Source organism: Roseimicrobium sp. ORNL1 (genome assembly GCF_011044495.1).
GTDB lineage: Bacteria > Verrucomicrobiota > Verrucomicrobiia > Verrucomicrobiales > Verrucomicrobiaceae > Roseimicrobium.
In genome coordinates this window covers 7766056-7786066 of the sequence record NZ_CP049143.1, presented here as the reverse complement: position 1 = coordinate 7786066, position 20011 = coordinate 7766056, and the positions used below count along the sequence as shown (strand labels likewise).

The window sequence follows — 20011 nt, the reverse complement described above, 5'->3', positions numbered from 1 at the left end:
CCGATGAATCCTCAAGCAGCCTGCGATGCGCCTGACGAACTCGCCGTCGGCAGCTCATAGGTCTGCACCGTGTAGCCGTAGGGGCCGAGGCGGACCTTGGCTCCATCCGTAAGAAGGATGAGCTCACTCGGCTTGCTGCGGAGATCCGTACCGGTGGCCACCGCAACCAAACTGGCCTCCAAAGGCTCAAACCAGAACTGTCCAGCATAGCGATGCACGCGCGCCACCGCATGCGCGGCGGCATCTGCCCGCAGCCAGGGACGGCCGGATTTTGAGAAATGGATGCCCACATCGCTGAGCACCATGGCCGCCTCGCAGAGGAGCACCCCGCTGCCACCCGGTCGCAGGATGACGGCGCCACGGAGCTTCTCCGTTCCCGGGTCGGGCCAGTTCTGCACCTCACGCCCCGTGACAAAGTCCGTGGCAATCGCGCGAGCTTCAATGGGGAACTCGCCAGCCAGCAGGAAGTTCACCGGCAGGTCCGCCTCGGTGAATCCCGGAATGGGCGCATCCTGCAGCACGGTGGGATTCACCGCATCACTCTCTTCGATGGCAAGCTTTCCGTCCTTGAGCTGGACACGCGCCTGGGCACGGCTGACGCGGCGCGAGCGGGCGTCGTTCACATTGGAGCGCGGGCGGAACTGCGCAATGAAGTCCGCATCGCTGGCGGAGCGGCCGAGCACCAGGGTATCTTCGCCCACCAGGGCAAAAATCGGCGCCTCCTCACTGTCCGGCACCAGGCGGACGCGGACAGTAGGACTGAGCTTTTCCGCAGCCTCCCGATCCGCCGCAGTCACCAGCACGACGCCTTCTTTGGGGCGGGTGGGGGGCAGCGGCGGTGGCCCGGTGCGCTTCACCGTCACGGCATCGAAACTCACCGGCGCCTCAGCATTGGTGGCGGAGGCGCTGCCCACGGTGGAAAGCAGCACCGTAAGCCCAGAGCCACCGTGCGAACCCGTGGTGAACGCCGGAGACGAGTTCACCGGCCCCGTGTTGGGACTGGCCATCGGGGGCGAAGGCTGGGGCTGGGGCTGGGGCTGGGGCTGGGGCGGGGGAGAGGGAGAAGGAAGAGGGGGAGCGCTCGCAGGGCCTCCGGTGGTCGGCGGGCGTTGCTGGGGAGAAGTCGTGAGCGTCCGCAGGCGCTCGGTGTGCGCGGCGACGTTCGCATTCATCGTCACGCCAAAGAACTCATCCATGAACGCCTTGGCCGAGCCGAAGCCCGCACGGCCCTCACTGGTGAGCGCGCGGCGCAGGAGCACGTTTTGCTGGGAAGTGAGCTGCGGCACCGGCTGGTAGCGCGCATTTCCCCCGCGCATGTGCTGCGGCTGGCCGAGCAGGTCACAGGTGAGCGCGGCCAGCGGCAGGACGTACTCGTGCGTGTCCCGCGGCACCGGCTCCACCAGGGCGGCGCGCAAGGCGGCGGCGCTGAATTGCATCGTCGCCATGGGGTCCATGTCGACCGAGTCCGCGCCGGAGTTGTCAAAGGAGGGGATGTCCGGCGCCGGGATGCGCGGCAGTCCCACCCGGGGATCCAGATAGAGGTGCCCCGCCTCCAGTTGCAGGCGCGGCCAGCCCAGCGACGTGGCAGCCTCACAGGCCTCGGTAATCAAGCGCAGAAAGGCCTCCACCTCCTCCATGCTCAGGGACTGCCTCTGCTGCAGGAGCTCCCGCAGGCTGTAGTCACCGGGGTACTCGGAAACGGTCCACTGGTAGTCCGCCTTGAGCTGAAAATCCGTCACGCGACACAGCAGTCCCATCGGGGGGCGCATCATCACCTCCGCAGCGCGGCGCTGCTTGCCCAGGGCATCCATGCTCACCGGCTTCGTATAGTCACAGTAGCTCAGCGACAGGTAATCCGGCGTGCCATTGTTCGCCTGCACGGCATAACGCTGGTGCGTGGCGCCAAGCGAGGGCAGTCGCGCAATGAGGCGGTAGCGGTTGCCGAGGAACTGTTCGAGCGTCATGGAAAAGTGGCAGACGAAACGATAGGCGTGGCTGCGCCGATGTCGAGCCCCGGCGCAGGCACCTGAATCGGAACTGGATGTGCAACGGACACGGCGTGTGACAGATCAGAAGTACGGATGGCGAAGAAAGACCCGCTAAAAATGGTGAGTTTCGATGGCTGCGATTGCACCAACCGCCGCCAAACCGTTAGGATCCCACGACGCACCGCCGAAATCCATGAAATTGATCCTCATGCTCGCCTCTCTCGCCCTGTTCTGCGCCGGCATCCCGGCCACCGCCTCGGCCGCGGAAGGCGAGGAAGACTACCAACCGCTGGAAGTGGGCCTGGTCTGGACCGCCGATGTCACCACCACCGCCCCCTCCGGCAAAGTGCTCCGGGGCATCGCCACCCGCGAAATCATCGGCACCAAGGAAATCGACGGAAAGACCTACTTCATCTCCGTGACCAACGCCAAGAACGTGCCCGGCATCACGACCTTCACCACCTATCAACGTAAACAGCCGGACGGCATCTACACCATCCGCGAGTCCGACCCCGAGAAGAAAGAGTTCCTCGAAATGCCCCTCCCCCTCGTCTTGGGCAAGCTCTGGGACATCCCTGCGGAGAAAGGGAAGCTCACTTTCCACATCGAAAACCTGGAAGCCGTGCAGGTGGGAACCACCAGCCACAAGAACTGCTTCAAAATCTCCTACCGCTCAGACGCGTTTGAATTCAGCAGTACCTACTACCTCGCCCCGGGGATTGGCAACGTCATGGAACAGATGAAGGTGGGCAGCGGCACTATGGTCTTCTCGCACAAGTCGCTGGTGAAAAAAGACAGCGGCACCGGCACCGAGACGACCATCAGCCCCACCACCAGCACGGGGACCACCACCCCTGAAACGCCCGCGGTCCCGAAATAGCCCACCACGCCCTCCTTCTGCCCAAGCGAACCGGACATCATTTCAGCTTGCGCAGCGCCTCCACATACGCACTGTATGCGCCCACCCAGCCAGCCACGCATCCATGCAGGTGCAGGTTGATTGGTTGATTACCGCGCGGGTAGCTCAGCGGTAGAGCGGCTCGTTTACACCGAGTTGGTCGGGGGTTCGATCCCCTCCCCGCGCACCATGCTCATAATGAGCGATTTACATCGCCAGCAAAGGGTGGAACGGGCTGTTTGTTAGCATAGTGCTAACATTTCCATAGCCGTTCATGTCGGCACGCAGATGTCCGGGGCTGTCGTACTGCGTGTTGACAGTCGTGCGTAGTTGGTCGCATGAAAGCAACAGGGAGCAAGCCTGTGAAGACTGGTGGAAGGGGTCGGAAGCGTAAAACTGCTGCCTCTTCGATAATCGATTCCCTCCCGGAAAATTTATTGCAATTGACCGCAAAGATGGACCGGGAGCGTCTTGAAGCAGTGCAAATGCTCTGTCCCTCGTATGTGGAGGGATACAAAATGGAAGACGGAAAAACGCGGTTCTTCGACCCTCTGATGCTTGCTGCATTCCAGAATCCCGAGGTGGGGAAGAGACATTTCGAGCACATAGGCCACATCTTCCGTCACGGGATGCAATCAATTATCATGTGGGCGCAGAGTGCCGACCATGTTCCTAGCGTGCGAGATGATGCGCAACGCCTGCTTGCTGACCTTGTCCGCATGCTGGGAGAGAACAACATTGTGAAACTCACGCGGAAAGTGGGCGGAGAGCAAGATGCGTTTTCCGCAAGGTGGCAGGAGACTCGCAAACTGGGACGAGGGCGCACGGACTTCGCAGCGGTCAGGTTCTTTGGAGGGGTCCTAATGACCGACTTTGAGCATCTGGTAAAAGAACTCGCACTAATGTATCCCGAAGTGCCGGAGAATGCTCCAACGCACGTTGTTTCATTGGCCAACCTCATCCAGATAATCGCCAAAAATGACGAGGGCACAGCCCCACCAGAACTGCCGGGCTTCTACGTGGAATCGGTAAAGTCACTTTTGTGCAAGCCGCCGCTGTTTGAGCAGGCTTGGCAGAAGTTTTTCTGGCCGTTGGCTAAGGGTACCTGGCCCGCCTTTGCGCGAGAGCACGAGCATTTTCGTGGCTGGGGGAAGAACAAAAACGGGAGAATGCTGTCCGAGCGCAAGCGCTCCGTTGACCAAAAAACTGAATTCAGCGCCGCGAGCTGGGAAAGTGAGATAAAGGCCGCGTTTGAGGATTCAGTCTATTTCTATCGCTGTTGCGTTGGCGTCTGAGTAAGTGGCGACTTCTTGGAAAACGAGACCTAGATAAGCAAGTATTCTGGAATGGTGCTTGAGAGCAAAATCTTGCTCGTGAAAGCGACCAACGAAACGAACAGGAAACCGGCGACCTCCCGCGAACTGGCTACACGGGATGGCGTTTGCTGTAGGACTGTCATCAACAGACTCGACATCAAGATTTCTTTCGAATCACGAAGACGAAGAAATCCGCCATCAGAGCACGGCTGTTCAAAGTCAAAAGTGCGGCCAGTTTGGTTTCCAACCAGCGCTCTCACCGTCCTCCTTGCGCTGGCGGTGGTGGCCATGGTTAAAGAACAGCCCGGCATAGCCGCATCAAGCCTTGGAATCGGCCATCTACTACTTTCACGCATAATTACATCCAAAAGGCCAACTCACCGACAAATGCGCCAAGGCTAAAAAGCAAACTACCTCCCACATCTATTGTAGCGTGACGGGCACCGGAACAACCTAAAACCCCACGCAAAGGCCTTGCATTTTTCTCCTTGCATGCACCAATATCACCATGACCTCTCTTGGTAAAACCCTGCGTGACGTCTGCATGCCGTTGGCAGTTGCGATGGGTGCTTTCGGTTTTACGATTGGAATTTTTGTTGGTCTGTGTTCGAGTCCGATAGCAACCACTTTCATTCCTCTAGCATTTAGCTTTTTGGCAACTGGGGGATTGCTTCTCAGTTTTTTCAGAAAATCGGACGATGAGATCATCCCAGCCGACGAACGTCGGAAGCGAGCAACATTTATCGCGGTCCAGTCCTGTACATTTGCCATTGGACTGCTCTCAGGTTTCTACGCAGGCGTGTTCGCAAAATTTAAGCCTGAGAAAGTCTGGCTTCTAGGTCCTCCAGCGAATGTGTACTCAAGGCTTAGTTATTCCACAATTGATGAACTTCTGGCCTTTCGCACGCTGGAAGGTGTGCTAGCGGCGGATGGGATCGAAGCTGAGGACCGTCTTCGGTTGATGCAAGAAATGCAGAAGCAATTTCAGCCAGTAACACAATCACAATCCAAAAGTGGGGTCTCCTCCCGGGGCTATGAATTCACACAGCCCACACAGTTTCCAAAGACAATAACTCCAAACATACCCGGCTTGCACAAGGATGTCCTCACCTCAATCCCCAATCCATACAATTCGACGGATGAAGAAGTGTCCATTCTTATGGCACCTCGTCAGATAATTATCAAGGAGGTGCAAGCGAAAAAGGATGCACCCGCAACCGAGCCAGCGGAGAAAAAGGAAGAATCTAAGGAACCTCAAGACAATAAAAAAGAGCACCCCCAAGAATAGACATGGTGATTTCGTTGGCAATTGGATCCATTTCGACACGCCAGTGAAACCGGGAAGGCTTTCAGTTCAAGCCAAAAAGCCACCGAGGTCTGGATGGAGAACGGCGTAGAACAAAAGCGGTCCTGCAAGATCGAAGGACCCGTGAAACCCGTGATTGAGAGCCCAGCAAAGAAGGAATGATCTTCAGATTGCGGACTTGGATCATGCACCCTATCCAACAAATGTTGGACGAGGCGCATGTCCTTGGGTGGCCGTGAAGTTGGACTAGTGATGCATCCGGAGACGCATTCTTCCCAGTCCGCTCATGCCGAGCCAGCAGGCATAGAAGAACCAGGCCAGCAGCATCCAGCCAGCGCGTGCGGCCAGAGTGGGGCCGGAAGGGACTGCCTGGGCAAAGGGTGATGGTGACTGTTTCATGACAGCCCAAAGATAACGGAAAACCCATGGATGAAACAATCCCGCCAAGGTGAACAAGATGTTGCATACTCGTGGCATGACGCAGGCATGCCTCGCGGATTACAACTTTTGCCCACACGCAGTCGCGTCTGCCGTTGCGATTGGGGCAGTTCCAAGCGGCAATGCTGCGTGAAGGGGCTGCAAATTGGGTCTGTCGAAGATTACACCATCAACAGTTGAAAAAGGGTCTTGTGCGGGAACGAGCGCCTGGGCAAAGGAGCGTGGACACTCTTGTCCGCCGTTCTGTTGCGTAGCGACTCCCCTTATGTGGAAGTTGCTAATGACGCCTCTGGAGCAGCTTGTGGCATGTGGCCTTGCTTGCTGGATGAAAGAGAGTTGGTGCGTCAGGGATGGCGGACAAGAGTGTCCACGCTCCTTTGAAATACCCGGAGCTTCGCCTTAGGATTGAATCGCCCCTCACAGGACTCGCGCCAAGACCTGTTTTTAGTTCTTGTCGGTATTACTCTTCGTGAAGATGCCCGTCATGCAGCACCACACCACCGTAGGATAGTCACGCCACCTCTGGCTTCACGGCAGCAAGCTGCCTGCGGAAAGCTGGAGCAAGCTCCAGCACTCCAAATCACTGACCGTCTCTTATACGTGACAAGGGATGTAGATCCGATCAGGGCCGGAATGTCCGGAGCTTCCCGCTGGTGGGATGCACCTGGATGGTCACGAAATTCGCCGGGGCAGTGGCGGCGGAGGCATGCTTGTCCTCCAGCAGTGTGAGGAACCACGGCTGACCAGAAGGCAGATCGGTGGATCCATCGGGAAAGAAGTGGAAGGACACATACCGGGAGCCTTGGGGTTCATCCGGGTCTGACTGGAATGTCCTGTTGAGCAGGGAGGAGAGGCTGGGCTGGGCGCTGATGGCGACGGCGTCATCGAGCTTCAGCGGCGCGCCTTCGCGGACATACGCGCCAGTACCGCTGCTGCTGTCCGAGCGCAGCACATAGGTACGCAGTGTACGCACACGCGGCAGGCGATCGATCGCGCTGGCACTGATCGTCTCGCTGATGCGCACTTCCACTTCCACATTCTGCGCCACGGCGAGTTGCTGGGCGCCGGAGAGGTAGTTGCGAAGATTGTCCGCGGTGGAAGTGAGCCGGGATGAGCGCAGCACCCCATCGATCGCCGGCGCACTGACTGTGATCAACGCGCCGATGATCACAATCACCACCAGCATCTCGATCAGGGTGAAGGCACTCCTGCTCCTTCTCCTGCTGCGAGTGCGGCTCTGGCGGGCGGTGTTCCAATTCATCATGGCATGCACATGTCAGGGGCTTACTGGCGGCTGTCCCAGCGCGCGCTGCGCATGGTGACGCTGGAGGTGAAGACGCGGTAATTCAGCCGCCTGCCGTTGAGGTAATCTTTGAGACGCGAGAGATCCCGGTCGTAGTCTGCGGCGATGGCAAAAGGCGCACCAGCCTCACCCAGGATATCCACGGAGCGATTGGCACTCTGCTCGGCGAAACGCTGGGCCGAGGGTTCATCCAAAGCGACGAGGGTAATCTGCACCTGGGGTGGTAGGAGATGCTGGGTGCCCTGGACTGCCGTGCCGTCCGAGAGGATCTGTACCTTTTCGGGGGTGATTGTGGAGTTGTCGCAATCCAGTGAATTGTACCGGTAGCTGGGTGCAATCCACGTCGCGCTTCTGTTCGCGGTTTCCGCCATCGCTTCCGAGACGCGCGGGGACACCAGCAGCAGGATGATGTTATCCGCCAGAGGTTCGGAAACATCCGCACGATCCTGCTGGTACCAGGTATCGGGCTTCGCATAGACGGCGTTCCCCTGCAGGCTGAGACTCGGCCGCTCTGCGGGCGGGCGATACTCCATAAGCCGGTAGCGCAACTTCTCCGGCACTCCTTTCTCCGCAAGGAACGGGGGGCGGTCCTTCACATCACTGCCGAACTGGACGTAGTATCCGCGCGCATTCAGCAGGGTGCCGAGCTCACGGTACTGCTGGGAAAGCCCGAGCGGCGCCTGGAAAAAGACCACATGTCCGGGATTGTCCGACGGCGTGGCGCCTGAACCAAGCAAGTTGCTCGCCTGTCCGGAGCGGAACTGCAGTTCGGAGAATCGCACATAGGCACCGGGCTGCACCGTGGAATCCTGCGGCGGCTCATTCGTGCCGGTCTCCTGGTAGTAGTAGTCCCAGTACGTGTTCAGCGTGGCCTGTGACAGATTCCGCGTGATGGCCTCAAACGCGAGCCGCGCCTCACGGTACTGCTCCACCTTCGCCTGGGAAAATTTCCAGGTCTTCTGGGTTTGATCCAGCGCAGACACGCACACCAGCATGAGCACAGAGACAATCGCCGTGGAGATCATGATCTCCAGCAGGGTGAATGCGGCTCCGGCTCCCAGGGACGCAGAATGCCTGCGCCGAACCCGCTCCGCATGATGGAGGGAAGGGGGATTCATTTTCCTGAGCGTGAGACCACCGAAGCGTAGGTGCGGTAGGTGCTCTTCGGCGCGGCAACGAAGCTGAAATTGCGGCTCGTCGCACTGCCCACTTTCACCACCACGCGACGAAGATAGGGGTCCGGATCGCTCGCAGGGAGGGACACGTCTGCCTGAGGCACTTCCACTTCCGCCACGTAGGAGATCCAGTCTCCCGGGTTTTTGGAATCAAGCTCCACGGCGAGGTCGTCAAAGTAGTAGCGCTTGCCCTGATATTCATCCGTGAGCAGGTCCTTGCCCGTATTATCCACCCATTCAGAGCTCGAAATGCTCGAGATAATCTGCTCGGTGATGCGCGTCTCCGTGGCCATGTCCCCGGCCTTCTTCAGCGTCTGCATGCTTTGAGGAAGGAACCCGATGGCGGAGGTCAGACCCAGCGCAGCGATGCCGATGGAAATGGTGGCTTCAGGAAGGGAGAACCCCCGGAGCAGCCGGGACTTCAGTCGGTTCAGGTTTGATTTCATGGGAATGTTGGGGTGCTTTTTGTTTTTCGATCCCGCCTACGATCCAAACTTCTTGGTCTCAATGACGCGGAACTGGTGGTACTGGTCGAGGGTGTCGGAGGTCAGGGCCGACGTGAAATCAGGCAGATTCCGCTGGGCGGGGTCGAGGTAGCGCTCGATGAGCGTGGAGCCACGGTGTTCGCTGGTGATCTTATCCACCTCGTTGTTCACTTCATTTGGCGCCGTGGAGCGAGCCTTCGCGATGGTCTGCGCGACGTAGTGAACCTTGAAGGTGTTCGACCGGGTCGTGAGACGGGGATAGATGTTCGCGTAGGGGCGCTCACGAGTGTTGTCGCCGGTGAGGCGGTGTTCGTCCCAGAAGTTCTCCATGTTCGCAGCATCCTCCACGCCCTCAGGCACCAGATGGATTTCGCAGATCTCACTCGGCGTGATGAAGGCCTTGCCCGTCCGGAAACGCTGGTCGAACTGGCGGAGCGTGGCTGCGATGTTCAGCTTGTGGTGCCAGGTCTTGCCGTCTGCCTCTCTCCAGAATGTGGTGTTATCTCCAGCCACTGGCCACGCCTTGTAGACCGATATGTCCGTCTTGCTCACCGCAGTGATGCGCTCTTTCTCCAGCACCGCGTGCAGGCCGCTGGCACGGCGGATGTTCGTGAAGGGGAAGATCTGGTAGTTGAGATTGATCTTGCCCGCCGTGCTGAAGGGCTCGCTGATGGCATAGGGCTCCACCACAGGCATCCAGAAAAACTCAAGGAAGAGGTGATCCGGGGGATCCTCGCCACCATTTGCCTCTGTGCCACCGAAGTGGTTGCTCTGGGGACGGAAGAGGAGCGTGCGCCAGGGTTCACCGGCCTTCACCCCTGTGGGAAGCGATCCCATGACCACGGGAGACGCAATCTGGCGGTTGGGTGAGAAAAAGTTTTCACCCGTGGACTGCTGTTGGCCCGCATCGACAAAGTACGCGAGACCGTTTTGGCTGTTCAGGTTTCCCTCATCAGGCTTGTTGATGTAGGGGCCGTCGCGCGCCGGACCGGTCCCGTTATCGAAGTCCCACGTGCTATGCGCAGCCCTGGCGGCCTTGGCAAAGAAGGGGAAGTCGGGAATGCGATTGTTGGCGTACGTGCCTTTATCATTCGGCACCAGGCGGTTCGCGTAGTCCGCGCTGCCGCCGTAGTCATAGCCGGGAAGCGTCTGGGAAACGAAATTGCTGAAGCTGTGCGCGAGGCGCCGCACATTGAGACCAGCACCAGAGCCAGTGAAGCCCGAGAAGCGGTGAGGCTTCCATTGGGTCGTCTCCACCACGGGTGAAGCTGCGGTGAGACGGTAGTCGCCGTGCTCGATGAGCATGGTCTGCACCACATCGCTCCCCTCTTCTTCTTCACCCTTGTCGGGTTTGTTTGGGGTGTTCTTCGGACGGAAGGGGCGCGGTGCACCGGCAACCACGGGATCGAAACCATAGAAGAAGGCGCCGCGACGCACCTGGTTGCTGTTTTGGGGCTCACTGCTGGAACCCCAGAAGCGGCCGCCGATGACTTTGGCAGTGCCCTTCACCAGGTTGTCCACATCAAAGCCGATGCAACCCTTGCCGTAAAAGCTCCACCAGTACGGCGCTTCCACTTCCGGATCGGTGACCTTTCCTTTCGCGTTGGTGATACCGACGATCGGCACACGCACCAACGTGGGCGCTTTCACCGTGTTGTCCGGGAAGGCGATCTTGAGAGTCTGCACGAGCTCGGCCTTGATTTCGGGTGCCGCGACGAGCTTGCCAAGGTGACCGCTATAGATCTCGAGTACGATCTCCCGATTGCCCAGCGTGTTGATGTTCATGGGGGTGGCTCCCGCCGCGCCAACATCAATGTCGATGAAGTTGCTCACGAGGTCGTAGTTCAGCACGCTCAGCGGCGCGGGGGTGTCCGTGGAGGGCTTCACCTGCCAGGGCACCGCGCCCCATTGATTGTCCGCAGGCATGGGCGCGCGGGCAGGTGCCTCGCGTTCACGAAGGAAACCTTTCAATCCAAGACCATAACCGCCGGTCTCCTGGTTTCCGTTGTGTGTGGCGCGGCGGCCGGTGCGCACGATTTCTTCATCGTTGGGGAAGAGTTGCTGGCCGTTCAACCGGAACTTGCTCAGGCCTTTCACCTTCACCGAGAACTCGGGTTCGATGATCGTGTAGCCCGCTGCGGGAATGAAGAACTCCAAGAGGAAGCGAGCCTGCACACGACGGAATCCCGGCTTGAGCGGTGTATTCGCGGCGAGCTGCCAGTTCCAGTTTTGGGGCTTGTATCCCGGATGGTCTTTGTCAGGTCCGTAGGGATATCCGCTCGTCTTGGGATATTTGCCCAAATTGGGAGCCTGGCCCTTGTCCGGATTTGGCGAGGGCTTGGGAGGAAAGTTCGAGTACCACCGGTCCTTTTTGTTCGTGTCCTTGGACACGAGCTTGGGAGCGGTTCCACCACCTGGCTTGCCCACCTCATCATAATCCTTCTCAAAAAGGTTGTTAGCATCATCGGTGTTATCCGCGGCGCAGATGAAGTGCAGGCCGACTTCCGTGATGGTGGGGAAGCGGGCGATGCCCTCGTACGTTTTTCCATTCTGCAGCCACTGGGAGGGCGTCACCTGGCCATGACCAGGGAAGGCGAGGAACTCATGGTCCACCGGTTCACCAGTCTCCGCATCCGTACCCGTGTGGATGAACCGGGGATCGGTGAAGGTCTTGAACTTCGTGGGCCGTGTGTAGGAGCCCTGGTACCCGAGCATGAAGTTCGCGGTGGTGTTGGCGGGCTTGTCGCTGGGATCCGCGAGGAATCCGTCATGCAGATTCACCGAGCGGATATAGTCGAACATCTCGACGAGGATCTGCGGCAGATCGTCACCGTATTTGATGCTGAAGTTCTTGTTCGCGGCATTGGAGAATCCTGGAATGGGCTTCTGCAGATTGGTCAGCAGGTAGTTGAGCAGAGCCAGATTGTCGGCCTGCCTCACATCCAGGGTAGGGGAGTCCGCATAACCACGCTGGAACATGTAGAGCCTCTTGCCGCTGGGCTTTGCCAGCGTGGAGCAGAAGGCGATGGTCGAATCAAACTTGCTGCGGTACTCCGGCCCACGGTAGTTGCCCGGCCATGTGGCGATCTTGGGCAGGCCGAAGGGATTGGACTCCGGTGCGCGGCTGTGCGCGGTGAGGAAAAAGCCGGTGCGCTGCAGCGTGTCTGCACCGATGCCGGCGGCGCCGAAGTTGTTCGGCGTGCGGTCTTCCTTGAGAAGGAATTCATCCAGGCTGGCATAGAGTCGCTCGCTGCGGAACTGTGCCAGTTTCACTGCCTCGATCTTCGGATCGTCATAAGAAACGGTGCCGCCCTTCGTGCCGCCAGGTCCAATCTTGGGCACGAGGTCGTAGATCAGTTCCTTGTTCTCCCACTGCATCGTGCCACCCGGGAAGAGAATGGGGCTCAGCGCCGTGGTGGCGGGATGTCCGGGATAACGCTGGAATTCGCCATTCACCGGCTGGTACTCTGCCCAGGAGGCATCTTCATTATGGAAGAACGTGGGCGGCGCCCAGAAGGTGGGCTCGGAGGCGGTGTTGATATTCACCTTGCTGCTTTCATCATCTGTCCAGAATGCCACGCGTCCCACGATGGGATTGTCCGCGCTGGCCGGCACGCGGCCGACGAAACGGTTCGACGAATCCAACGTGCCCATGCTCCCATCCTTCAACACATACAACCACTCCACCGGCATGGGCAGGCGCTGGGAGTCTCCGCCGCTGGTGACAACGCCGTTAATGGTGCTTCCACCGATGAAGTTGGCGGAGTACTCGAAGCCATGCACGCCGGTATCCGTGCCGGTCATGGCCCGCGGATCGATCACCGGGAACAAGAGGCGCGGCTGCCCTGCATTGTTGGTGCGCCACACGGGAGCGTTGAGATCCACGTAGCGCTCGGGTTTGCCTGCCCAGTCACTCGGCGGCACATCCCGGAGCAGCGTATTCTCAATGGAGGTGGCGTTCGCCAGCACCATCTGGGAGCTGGAGTAGAGCTTGAAGGCGGCCTCCAATTGACCGGAGGTGGCATACCGCCGCACCAAGCCCGGTTGCGAGGTCCAGATTTCGCGTCCGGTGGTGGAGACGTTCTGCGTGGTGCTCTTGCGCAGTTGTGAAATGATCACGTCCACGGCCACATCTGAGAGCTGGCGGGACTGCTGGCTGCTGGAATAGTGTCTGGCGCCTTTGAGCTCGGATTCGGCGAGGGAGTAGAGAGCCAGGACGAGCACGGTGATGAGCCCGAGCATGGCCACCACCATGACCAAGGCGATACCCCGGCGTCTCGAAGATTGGTTGGGACGATTGTTCACAGGAAAGAAGGTGGGCGACGGCAAAAGCCACGGCGGACTGCTGCGCGTTTGGGGGTGCCTGCTCCTTCCCAATCTTGGGATCAGTGCCTGGCTGATGTCTGGAGACGCCTTCCGTGATGCGGATGGGCTACATTTCGGTCACTCCTGGGAACAACCGAGTTAATCACACTAATCTAATGTAGATTAAGATCAAGTTCCCATTGCTCTTTTTTGCGGCATTTCCGCGCGTCTCCCACGGTTACAACACCTTACGTCAACACAAAAAGCGGGCGCCAACGGGCCATTTCAAATACCTGGACGTGATTGTTTCCGATTCACGCTCTACATCGCCGCTCCGCAGCGTTGTGAGCGCATCCGCATCAAGTGGAAGTGGCCTGGTGCGCCGCTGTGCTGATCCCGAGGCCAACACCAGCTCAACGCCGAACCCCTTCCGAACGAACCCAGGTAATACTTGCCCGGATGATGCTCCAGTGAGACAACGCACCATGGCAATGGTCTACACCCAAGAGGAGATTGAAGCGAAGATCCAATCCGTCCCAAACTGGTACCACCGAATCGAAGTCGCTCCGTCCGTTGTAACACCCGGCATCAACGATACCCCGACCTATTTCGGCCTTTTCAAGTTTCCTGAAAACTGTGAGGGCATGCGTGTGCTCGATATTGGAACCCGGGACGGCTATTTTGCTTTTGAGCTCGAAAAAAGGGGGGCGGAGGTCCTCGCTGTTGATTACTTTCCGGCGGCGAAAACGGGTTTTGCCGTGGCGGCGGAGTTGCTCGGCTCCAAAGTCACTCACCAGCAGGCCAACATCTATGACATCTCCCCGGCAAAGCACGGCACCTTTGACATCGTGCTCATGCTCGGGCTGATCTATCACCTGCCCGATCCCATGCTTGCTCTCGACATCTGCCGCAAGGTGTGTCGCGGCAACCTTTATCTGGAAACCCAGGTGATCGACCGCGCCTTCCTCATGAAGGACGGTTCGTTTGTGGATCTGGCCAGCTTGAATCCAGAGCTTGCGGCGGCTCCCATCATGCAGTTCTACCCCGGAGACTCCCTCAATAAGGATTTCACCAACTACTGGGCCCCGAATGAAGCATGCATGCAGCGGATGCTGGAGGAGAACCGCTTCGCTGTCACACGCACCGTCTCGAATGGGCCTCGTGCGCTGTTTGAATGCGCAGTCATCCAGGATGCCCAGCTTGAGAGGTTCAACAAACTGTCACGTGGCCTTGTTTGAGCCAAGCTGCGTGAGCACCGCTCAAACGCGGGCCATGCGCGGGGCAGGAGGGTTGCCAAGACGAGCAAGATGCGGAGGCCTTGAAGTCGATTGGTCCTTCCGGTGATGCCGTTGGCACTTTGCGCCTCCGCCACCCACAAGAAACGATGCAAAATGCGCCAGGGATGAGGAGGCTGCGGCGGATTGATGGTTGCGCCCGTGAAAGCGATCCGTTACCGGATTCTCATGTGGCCCCGCATCGCGCGCATCCTGAGGCACCCCATCATGATGATGGTGGTGCTCATCCTCCTGTGCCGCGTGGTGAAGAATGCCTATCCTTTCAACAGCTTCCCCATGTATGCGGATCCGAGCCCGTATCCCTCGGATTATCTCATCGTGGCGGATGGCGCGGGGAACCCGATCAATGTGAAGCAGATGACGGGACTGAGTTCCGCGAAGGTGAAGAAGAAGTTCACCCAAGGCCTGAACCGGGCCTGCGATGCCGTGAACATCGAACCCACCGAAGCCACGCCGGAAATTCGGCAAAAGGTCTTCAACAACATGATGCGTGAGTTGCGCGAGCTGGCTGAGAAAAGGAATCGTCCTCTCCCAGACAAGGTCAGGATCACGAATGTGCTGATCTATCAGGACTACAAGGACGGAGCCGCCTTTCGTGAGGAACCCCAGCTCTTGGGCGAAGGATGATGAAGTTTTCTCCCTCAGCATTCAAACCCGTGCTCGTAGGCCGATGGGAAGCTCTGCTCATGCGGCTCTTCTTTTCTGCCATCGTCGTGTGGGGTATGTGGAAGGTGCTCCCCTATGAAAAGGTGCTGAGCCCAAGCGGCATCTCCCACATCATCGATGTATCCATCTTTGGTGGCGAAGATGCCATGGTGTGGTTCCGGCCGCTCATCATCGCCGCCGCACTGCTGTATGTCCTTGAGTGGCTGAATCCCCTGGGACTTATCGTCCTGACATTGGCCCATCTCGGCTACAACACGCTGGATGGTTCGCAGGACTACACGAACCACCGGTACAACATCTACGGACTGATCCTCCTGGCCATGTGCGCTGGAGAAGTGTGGTGGCTGGGACGTCGCTGGTTTGCGAAAGGCAGCGCCATCGCAAATGCGGTGCGGCATTCCTACCAGCTCTACTTTGCCCAGTGCGCCATCGCAGCGGTCTACGTGACGTCTGCGATCACCAAGCTCAGCAAGTCAGACGGTCAGTGGCTCCTGCGTAGCCACTACCTCGCGAAGTCCGTGGTGAAGACCCACCGGCAGACGTTCTATGACAATCCCGAGGGACTGGTGGTACCCGCCATTCCCGCAGTGGCCCAGTGGCTGGGAGAGCATCCCCACATCACACGCATTGCTTTTGGCTTCGGATTTTTCCTGGAGCTGTTTGCCTTCCTCGCCCTGTGGAACCGCGCTTGGGCCCTCTTTATCGGACTAAGCATCATCTTCTTCCACCTCGGGGTGGAGCTCATCATGAAGCTCGACTTCCGGGAGAACCAGTATGTGGCCTTCATCTTCATGGTGAACCTGCCCTTCTGGGCGTGGTGGGTGACACAGGGCCGGAAGTCCCAGACGCTCAACACGGGAAGAAGCGGGTTACTTTGACCGGCAAGAAGAATTTGACTCAGAGTCAAAAACCTGCCAAAGTAGCGACTGTGACCGCTACCCGGAAAGAACGTGAACGCCAGGCGAGGGAGGAACTCATCCTCGACCACGCGCAGCGTCTGTTCCGCCGGGACGGCTATCAGGACGTCAATCTGGACGAGTTGGCCCAAGCGGTGGAGTACTCCAAGGGGACCATCTACCTGCACTTCCAGTCCAAGGAAGATCTCGCGCTGGCCGTCGCCACCCGGGCGCTGAAGCACCGCGCGGATCTCTTTGACCGTGCCATCCAGTTCAAGGGGGGCAGTCGGGAACGCATCCGCTCCATTGGCTATGCCTGCGTGGAGTTCATGGTGACGTATCCCAACTACTTCAGCGCGGAGCTCATGCTGAAGAGCGACTCCTTCTGGGAGAAAGCCTCTGAGGCGCAGCGACAAAAGCACGCTCTGGAAGGCGGGCGCTGCTTCCGCACGGTGCACAAGGCGATCATTGACGGCCAGACCAGCGGCGACCTGCCTCCCTCGCCCCACATGACCACGGAGTTACAGGCGTTCTCCCTCATCGCCATGACCATGGGCAGCCACATCATGACCCAGGTGCATGACCTGCGGGTGCTGGCTGGCATTGAAGACGCTTCCACAATTGTGCGTGTGAACCAGGACCTCGTGCTGGACGGCATGGGCTGGAAGCCACTCTTCCGCGACTTCGACTACGCCGCCTCGGACCACCGCATCCACGACGAGATCTTCCCTGAGTCGAACTGGTTCAAGGCCAAGTAGTCCCTTTTTTTGCCCGAAAACTGACTCACAGTCAATTGTTGAACACCATTCACCGAACAAGCCATGAACTTCGTCGCCTTTCGCATGCTGGTGGGAGACCGGGCCAAATACATCGGGCTCATCTTCGCAATCGCCTTCTCCACCTTCCTCCTGCAGAACCAGACCTCCATCTTCGCGGGGCTGATGAAGCGGACAGGGCACCAGATTCTGGATGTGCCGGATGCCGACGTGTGGGTCATGGATCCGCGCACGCGGTACTTTGACGAGACGAAGCCGCTCAAGGACACCGACCTCGGCCGCGTCCGTGGCGTGGAAGGTGTGGATTATGCGGTGCGGCTCTTCAAAGGCACTCCGGTCGCCCGCACGGTGGACGGAACCTTCGCCGCGTGCACCGTGCTGGGCATCGACGAAGCCACGCTGCTCGGTGCACCGCGCAATATGCTGCTGGGCAAGTGGGAGGACCTCCGCAATCCCAATGCGATCATCATCGACAAGGCGGGGTATCTCATGCTCTTCCCTGACCGTCCGCTGGAGCTGGGACACACGCTGGAACTCAATGACAATCGTGTGGAGGTCGTGGGTATCTCGGATGCGCTTCCGGCATTCGTCTCCTTCCCCATCATTCATGCGCGCTACAGCGAAGCACTGAACTTTCAAGGCCGGCAGCGGCAACAGCTCTCCTATGTACTCGTGGGCGCCAAGCCGGGCGTGACTCCCGAAGTACTCGCCACCCGCATCAGCGAAGCCACGGGATTGAAGGCGCGCACCACGGTGCAGTTCATGTGGGACTGCGTGGGATACTACATGAAGAACACCGGCATCCCGGTGAATTTCGGCATCACCATCGGTGTGGGTGTCCTCGTGGGGCTCGTGGTCGCGGGGCAGACGTTTTATCTTTTCACCGTCGAGAACCTCAAGCAGTTCGGTGCGCTCAAGGCCATCGGCGTGACGAACGCCCGGCTGCTCGGCATGATCCTGCTGCAGGCGTTCATCGTGTGGTTCGTCGGCTTTGCCATCGGCAGTGCTCTGGGTGCCACGTTCTTTGAAATCACCAGCCACAAGGTGGCCACGCGGCACTTCGTGCTGCTGTGGCAGAGCGCCGCCGGCGTGGGTGTGCTGATGCTCACCGTGGTGTTGCTGGCCAGCGTTGCCAGCCTGCGCCGCGTGCTGGTGCTCGAACCCGCCACTGTCTTCCGAGGATGAACATGAATGCGAACCCGCCGCTTCCCATGCCCATGCACACTCCATCTCAATTCCTGATGCACTCGCCCGTGGAAACCGACGCTGCCGTCCGATGCGAAGGCATCCGCAAGTCCTTCGGCTCCGGTGAGGCGAAGGTCGATGTCCTGCGTGGCGTCGACTTCACCGCCGCGCCTGGGGAGATGACCTTCCTGGTGGGTCCAAGCGGCTGTGGCAAGACCACGCTTATCTCCGTCATCGCAGGCCTGCTGGATTTCAGCGAAGGTGAAGTGACGCTCTTTGGTGAGCGCTGGGCTTCGCTGAGCTCGAGCGAACAGATCGTGTTCCGCCGGCAAAATCTCGGCTTCGTCTTCCAGCAGTACAATCTTCTCCCCGCGCTCACCGCTGCAGAGAATGCCGCAGTGCCTCTTCTCGCCGCGGGCGTGAAACGCTCAATCGCAGTGCGCCGCGCCACGGAACTGCTGGATCAACTGGGTCTCGGCCATCGTGCGAATGCCTATCCGCGCACGCTCTCGGGTGGCCAGCAACAGCGCGTCGCCTTGGCTCGCGCGCTGGTGCATGAGCCGCGCCTTTTGATCTGCGATGAGCCGACCGCCGCACTGGATCATCACACCGGTGAAGCGGTGATGGATCTGCTCGCCAGTTCCGCCGTGCATCCCGAGCGCGCGGTCATCGTGGTCACGCATGACAACCGGGTGTTCCACTACGCGGATCGCATCGCCCACATGAATGACGGCGCCATCACGGATGTGGAGTCGCGCGCCTCAAAGACATTTTCAACCGTCCCCGTCCCTGCTGCCCTATGAAAACGAAAGGTCTTCTTTTGCCCATTCTCAGCGCCGGATTGCTGATCTACGCGACCATCAGTGTCGTGCGTTCGCAACCGAACACCCCGCGCGTGGATCCACCGCTGCCGCCTCCGCGTTCCACCTTTGAGCGCACGGTGGCGGGTATCGGCCTCGTGGAGCCCAGCTCCGAAATCATCTCCGTTTCCTCGCACCTGCCTGGTGTGGTGGAGAAAGTGTATGTGAAAGCGGGCGACCGCGTGAAGGTCGGCGCTCCGCTCTTCAAGCTGGACACGCGGGCCCTGGAAGCGCAGCTCGCCGAGAAGGAGGCGAGCGTCACCGCGTTGCAGGCCAGCGCCGCAAGCGCAGAGGCCCGCGTGAAGACGGCCTCAGCCGCACTGAAGGAAGCAAAGCTCCTGCTCGCCACCGCAGAGAAACTCACCACCTCACGCACGATCAGCGCGGATGAGGTCACGCAAAAGCGCGCCGCGGTGGAAACATGCGAAGCAGCTCTCGAATCTTCGCGTGCCGAAGCAGAGGCCGCGCATTCCCAAGCCCGGGCTTCCGAGGCGGCGAAGAACATGGTGAGTGTGGATCTTGAGCGCAGCACGGTGACCGCACTTGTGGACGGCGAGGTGTTGCAGGCGCGCATTCGTCCCGGCGAGCACGCGACCGCAGGCGCCGCGGCGCAACCGTACCTCATGCTCGGCCAGACGCAGCCCCTGCATGTGCGCGTGGACGTGGACGAACAGGACGCCTGGCGTGTCTCCCCGGAGGCACGCGCCATCGCCCAGATCCGCGGAGATTCCACCCGCTCCACCACGCTGAAGTTCGTGCGCATCGAGCCGCTGGTGGTGCCCAAGCAAAGCCTCACGGGCGCGGCTGCGGAGCGCGTGGATACCCGCGTGCTGCAGCTCATCTACCGTCTGGAGCCAAGCGCTCATCGATTCCTCCCCGGTCAGCAGGTGGATGTCTTCATGGAGGAACTTCCCACGGGGAAATCATCCATGCCGCAGACATTGGCGACGGGTGGATGAGGGACCCTTCAAGTAGTGGGGGCATTCCTGCCCCCATTTTAACGTCAGCGGAGTCCAAGGCACTTCTCATCACCCAAGGTTCTGGGGTGTTTCTCTTCATTTGTGGGCGGAGATGATCCCACGGATGTTTCACCCACGAAATGGGGGCAGGAATGCCCCC

At 59.5% G+C, this 20011-nt stretch carries 17 protein-coding genes and 1 tRNA gene; 11 read left to right on the top strand and 7 right to left on the bottom strand.

What is annotated here, in order from left to right:
- Positions 1-11: 11 nt before the first annotated feature.
- Positions 12-1964: a hypothetical protein gene (locus G5S37_RS31470; RefSeq protein ID WP_165210839.1), complete on the bottom strand. Its 1953-nt coding sequence runs from the start codon at positions 1962-1964 to the stop codon at positions 12-14.
- Between the two features lie 217 nt (positions 1965-2181).
- On the opposite strand from G5S37_RS31470, the gene G5S37_RS31465 reads away from it, so the two are divergent.
- The 3 genes from G5S37_RS31465 (at position 2182) to G5S37_RS31455 (ending at position 4181) form a co-directional block, all read left to right on the top strand.
- Positions 2182-2868, top strand: a complete 687-nt coding sequence (locus tag G5S37_RS31465; RefSeq protein ID WP_165210836.1) for a hypothetical protein — start codon at positions 2182-2184, stop codon at positions 2866-2868.
- Between the two features lie 133 nt (positions 2869-3001).
- Positions 3002-3076, top strand: a tRNA-Val gene (locus G5S37_RS31460).
- A 148-nt stretch (positions 3077-3224) separates the two neighbouring features.
- Positions 3225-4181, top strand: coding sequence for a hypothetical protein (locus G5S37_RS31455; RefSeq protein ID WP_206026241.1), 957 nt, complete (start codon positions 3225-3227; stop codon positions 4179-4181).
- A gap of 29 nt (positions 4182-4210) precedes the next feature.
- Here G5S37_RS31455 and G5S37_RS31450 read toward each other — a convergent pair whose 3' ends face one another.
- Positions 4211-4492 carry a hypothetical protein gene (locus tag G5S37_RS31450; protein ID WP_165210830.1) on the bottom strand — a complete coding sequence of 94 codons (282 nt, stop codon included), beginning with the start codon at positions 4490-4492 and terminating at the stop codon, positions 4211-4213.
- A gap of 218 nt (positions 4493-4710) precedes the next feature.
- On the opposite strand from G5S37_RS31450, the gene G5S37_RS31445 reads away from it, so the two are divergent.
- A complete protein-coding gene (locus tag G5S37_RS31445; protein ID WP_165210827.1) occupies positions 4711-5490 on the top strand; it encodes a hypothetical protein in 780 nt (259 codons plus the stop codon).
- Between the two features lie 264 nt (positions 5491-5754).
- Here G5S37_RS31445 and G5S37_RS31440 read toward each other — a convergent pair whose 3' ends face one another.
- The 5 genes from G5S37_RS31440 to vccA form a co-directional block, all read right to left on the bottom strand.
- Positions 5755-5907, bottom strand: a complete 153-nt coding sequence (locus G5S37_RS31440; protein ID WP_165210824.1) for a hypothetical protein — start codon at positions 5905-5907, stop codon at positions 5755-5757.
- Positions 5908-6568: 661 nt separating this feature from the next.
- Positions 6569-7210, bottom strand: coding sequence for a Verru_Chthon cassette protein D (gene vccD / locus G5S37_RS31435; protein WP_165210821.1), 642 nt, complete (start codon positions 7208-7210; stop codon positions 6569-6571).
- 20 nt (positions 7211-7230) lie between these two features.
- Complete coding sequence (gene vccC / locus G5S37_RS31430; protein ID WP_165210818.1) at positions 7231-8367, bottom strand: Verru_Chthon cassette protein C; 1137 nt, start codon at positions 8365-8367, stop codon at positions 7231-7233.
- The gene (gene vccB, locus G5S37_RS31425) at positions 8364-8870 is read right to left on the bottom strand and encodes a Verru_Chthon cassette protein B (RefSeq protein WP_165210815.1); all 507 of its coding nucleotides are present in this window, start codon (positions 8868-8870) and stop codon (positions 8364-8366) included. The genes vccC and vccB overlap by 4 nt, the downstream gene beginning before the upstream one ends.
- Positions 8871-8906: 36 nt before the next feature.
- Positions 8907-13238: a Verru_Chthon cassette protein A gene (gene vccA, locus G5S37_RS31420; RefSeq protein WP_165210812.1), complete on the bottom strand. Its 4332-nt coding sequence runs from the start codon at positions 13236-13238 to the stop codon at positions 8907-8909.
- A 176-nt stretch (positions 13239-13414) separates the two neighbouring features.
- Here vccA and G5S37_RS31415 point away from each other — a divergent pair, with 176 nt between their 5' ends.
- The 7 genes from G5S37_RS31415 (at position 13415) to G5S37_RS31385 (ending at position 19851) form a co-directional block, all read left to right on the top strand.
- Complete coding sequence (locus tag G5S37_RS31415) at positions 13415-14452, top strand: class I SAM-dependent methyltransferase (RefSeq protein ID WP_165210809.1); 1038 nt, start codon at positions 13415-13417, stop codon at positions 14450-14452.
- Between the two features lie 198 nt (positions 14453-14650).
- Complete coding sequence (locus tag G5S37_RS31410; RefSeq protein WP_206026240.1) at positions 14651-15136, top strand: hypothetical protein; 486 nt, start codon at positions 14651-14653, stop codon at positions 15134-15136.
- A 59-nt stretch (positions 15137-15195) separates the two neighbouring features.
- A complete protein-coding gene (locus G5S37_RS31405) occupies positions 15196-16053 on the top strand; it encodes a hypothetical protein (RefSeq protein WP_165210803.1) in 858 nt (285 codons plus the stop codon).
- Between the two features lie 50 nt (positions 16054-16103).
- Positions 16104-16829: a TetR/AcrR family transcriptional regulator gene (locus G5S37_RS31400; RefSeq protein ID WP_165210800.1), complete on the top strand. Its 726-nt coding sequence runs from the start codon at positions 16104-16106 to the stop codon at positions 16827-16829.
- A 63-nt stretch (positions 16830-16892) separates the two neighbouring features.
- Entirely contained in the window at positions 16893-18032 is a 1140-nt protein-coding gene (locus G5S37_RS31395; protein ID WP_165210797.1) for an ABC transporter permease, read from the top strand.
- 32 nt (positions 18033-18064) lie between these two features.
- On the top strand, positions 18065-18835 hold the full coding sequence (locus tag G5S37_RS31390; protein WP_240914758.1) for an ABC transporter ATP-binding protein: 771 nt from the start codon (positions 18065-18067) through the stop codon (positions 18833-18835).
- Entirely contained in the window at positions 18832-19851 is a 1020-nt protein-coding gene (locus G5S37_RS31385; protein ID WP_165210794.1) for a biotin/lipoyl-binding protein, read from the top strand. Before G5S37_RS31390 ends, G5S37_RS31385 begins: the two co-directional genes overlap by 4 nt.
- Positions 19852-20011: the final 160 nt, after the last annotated feature.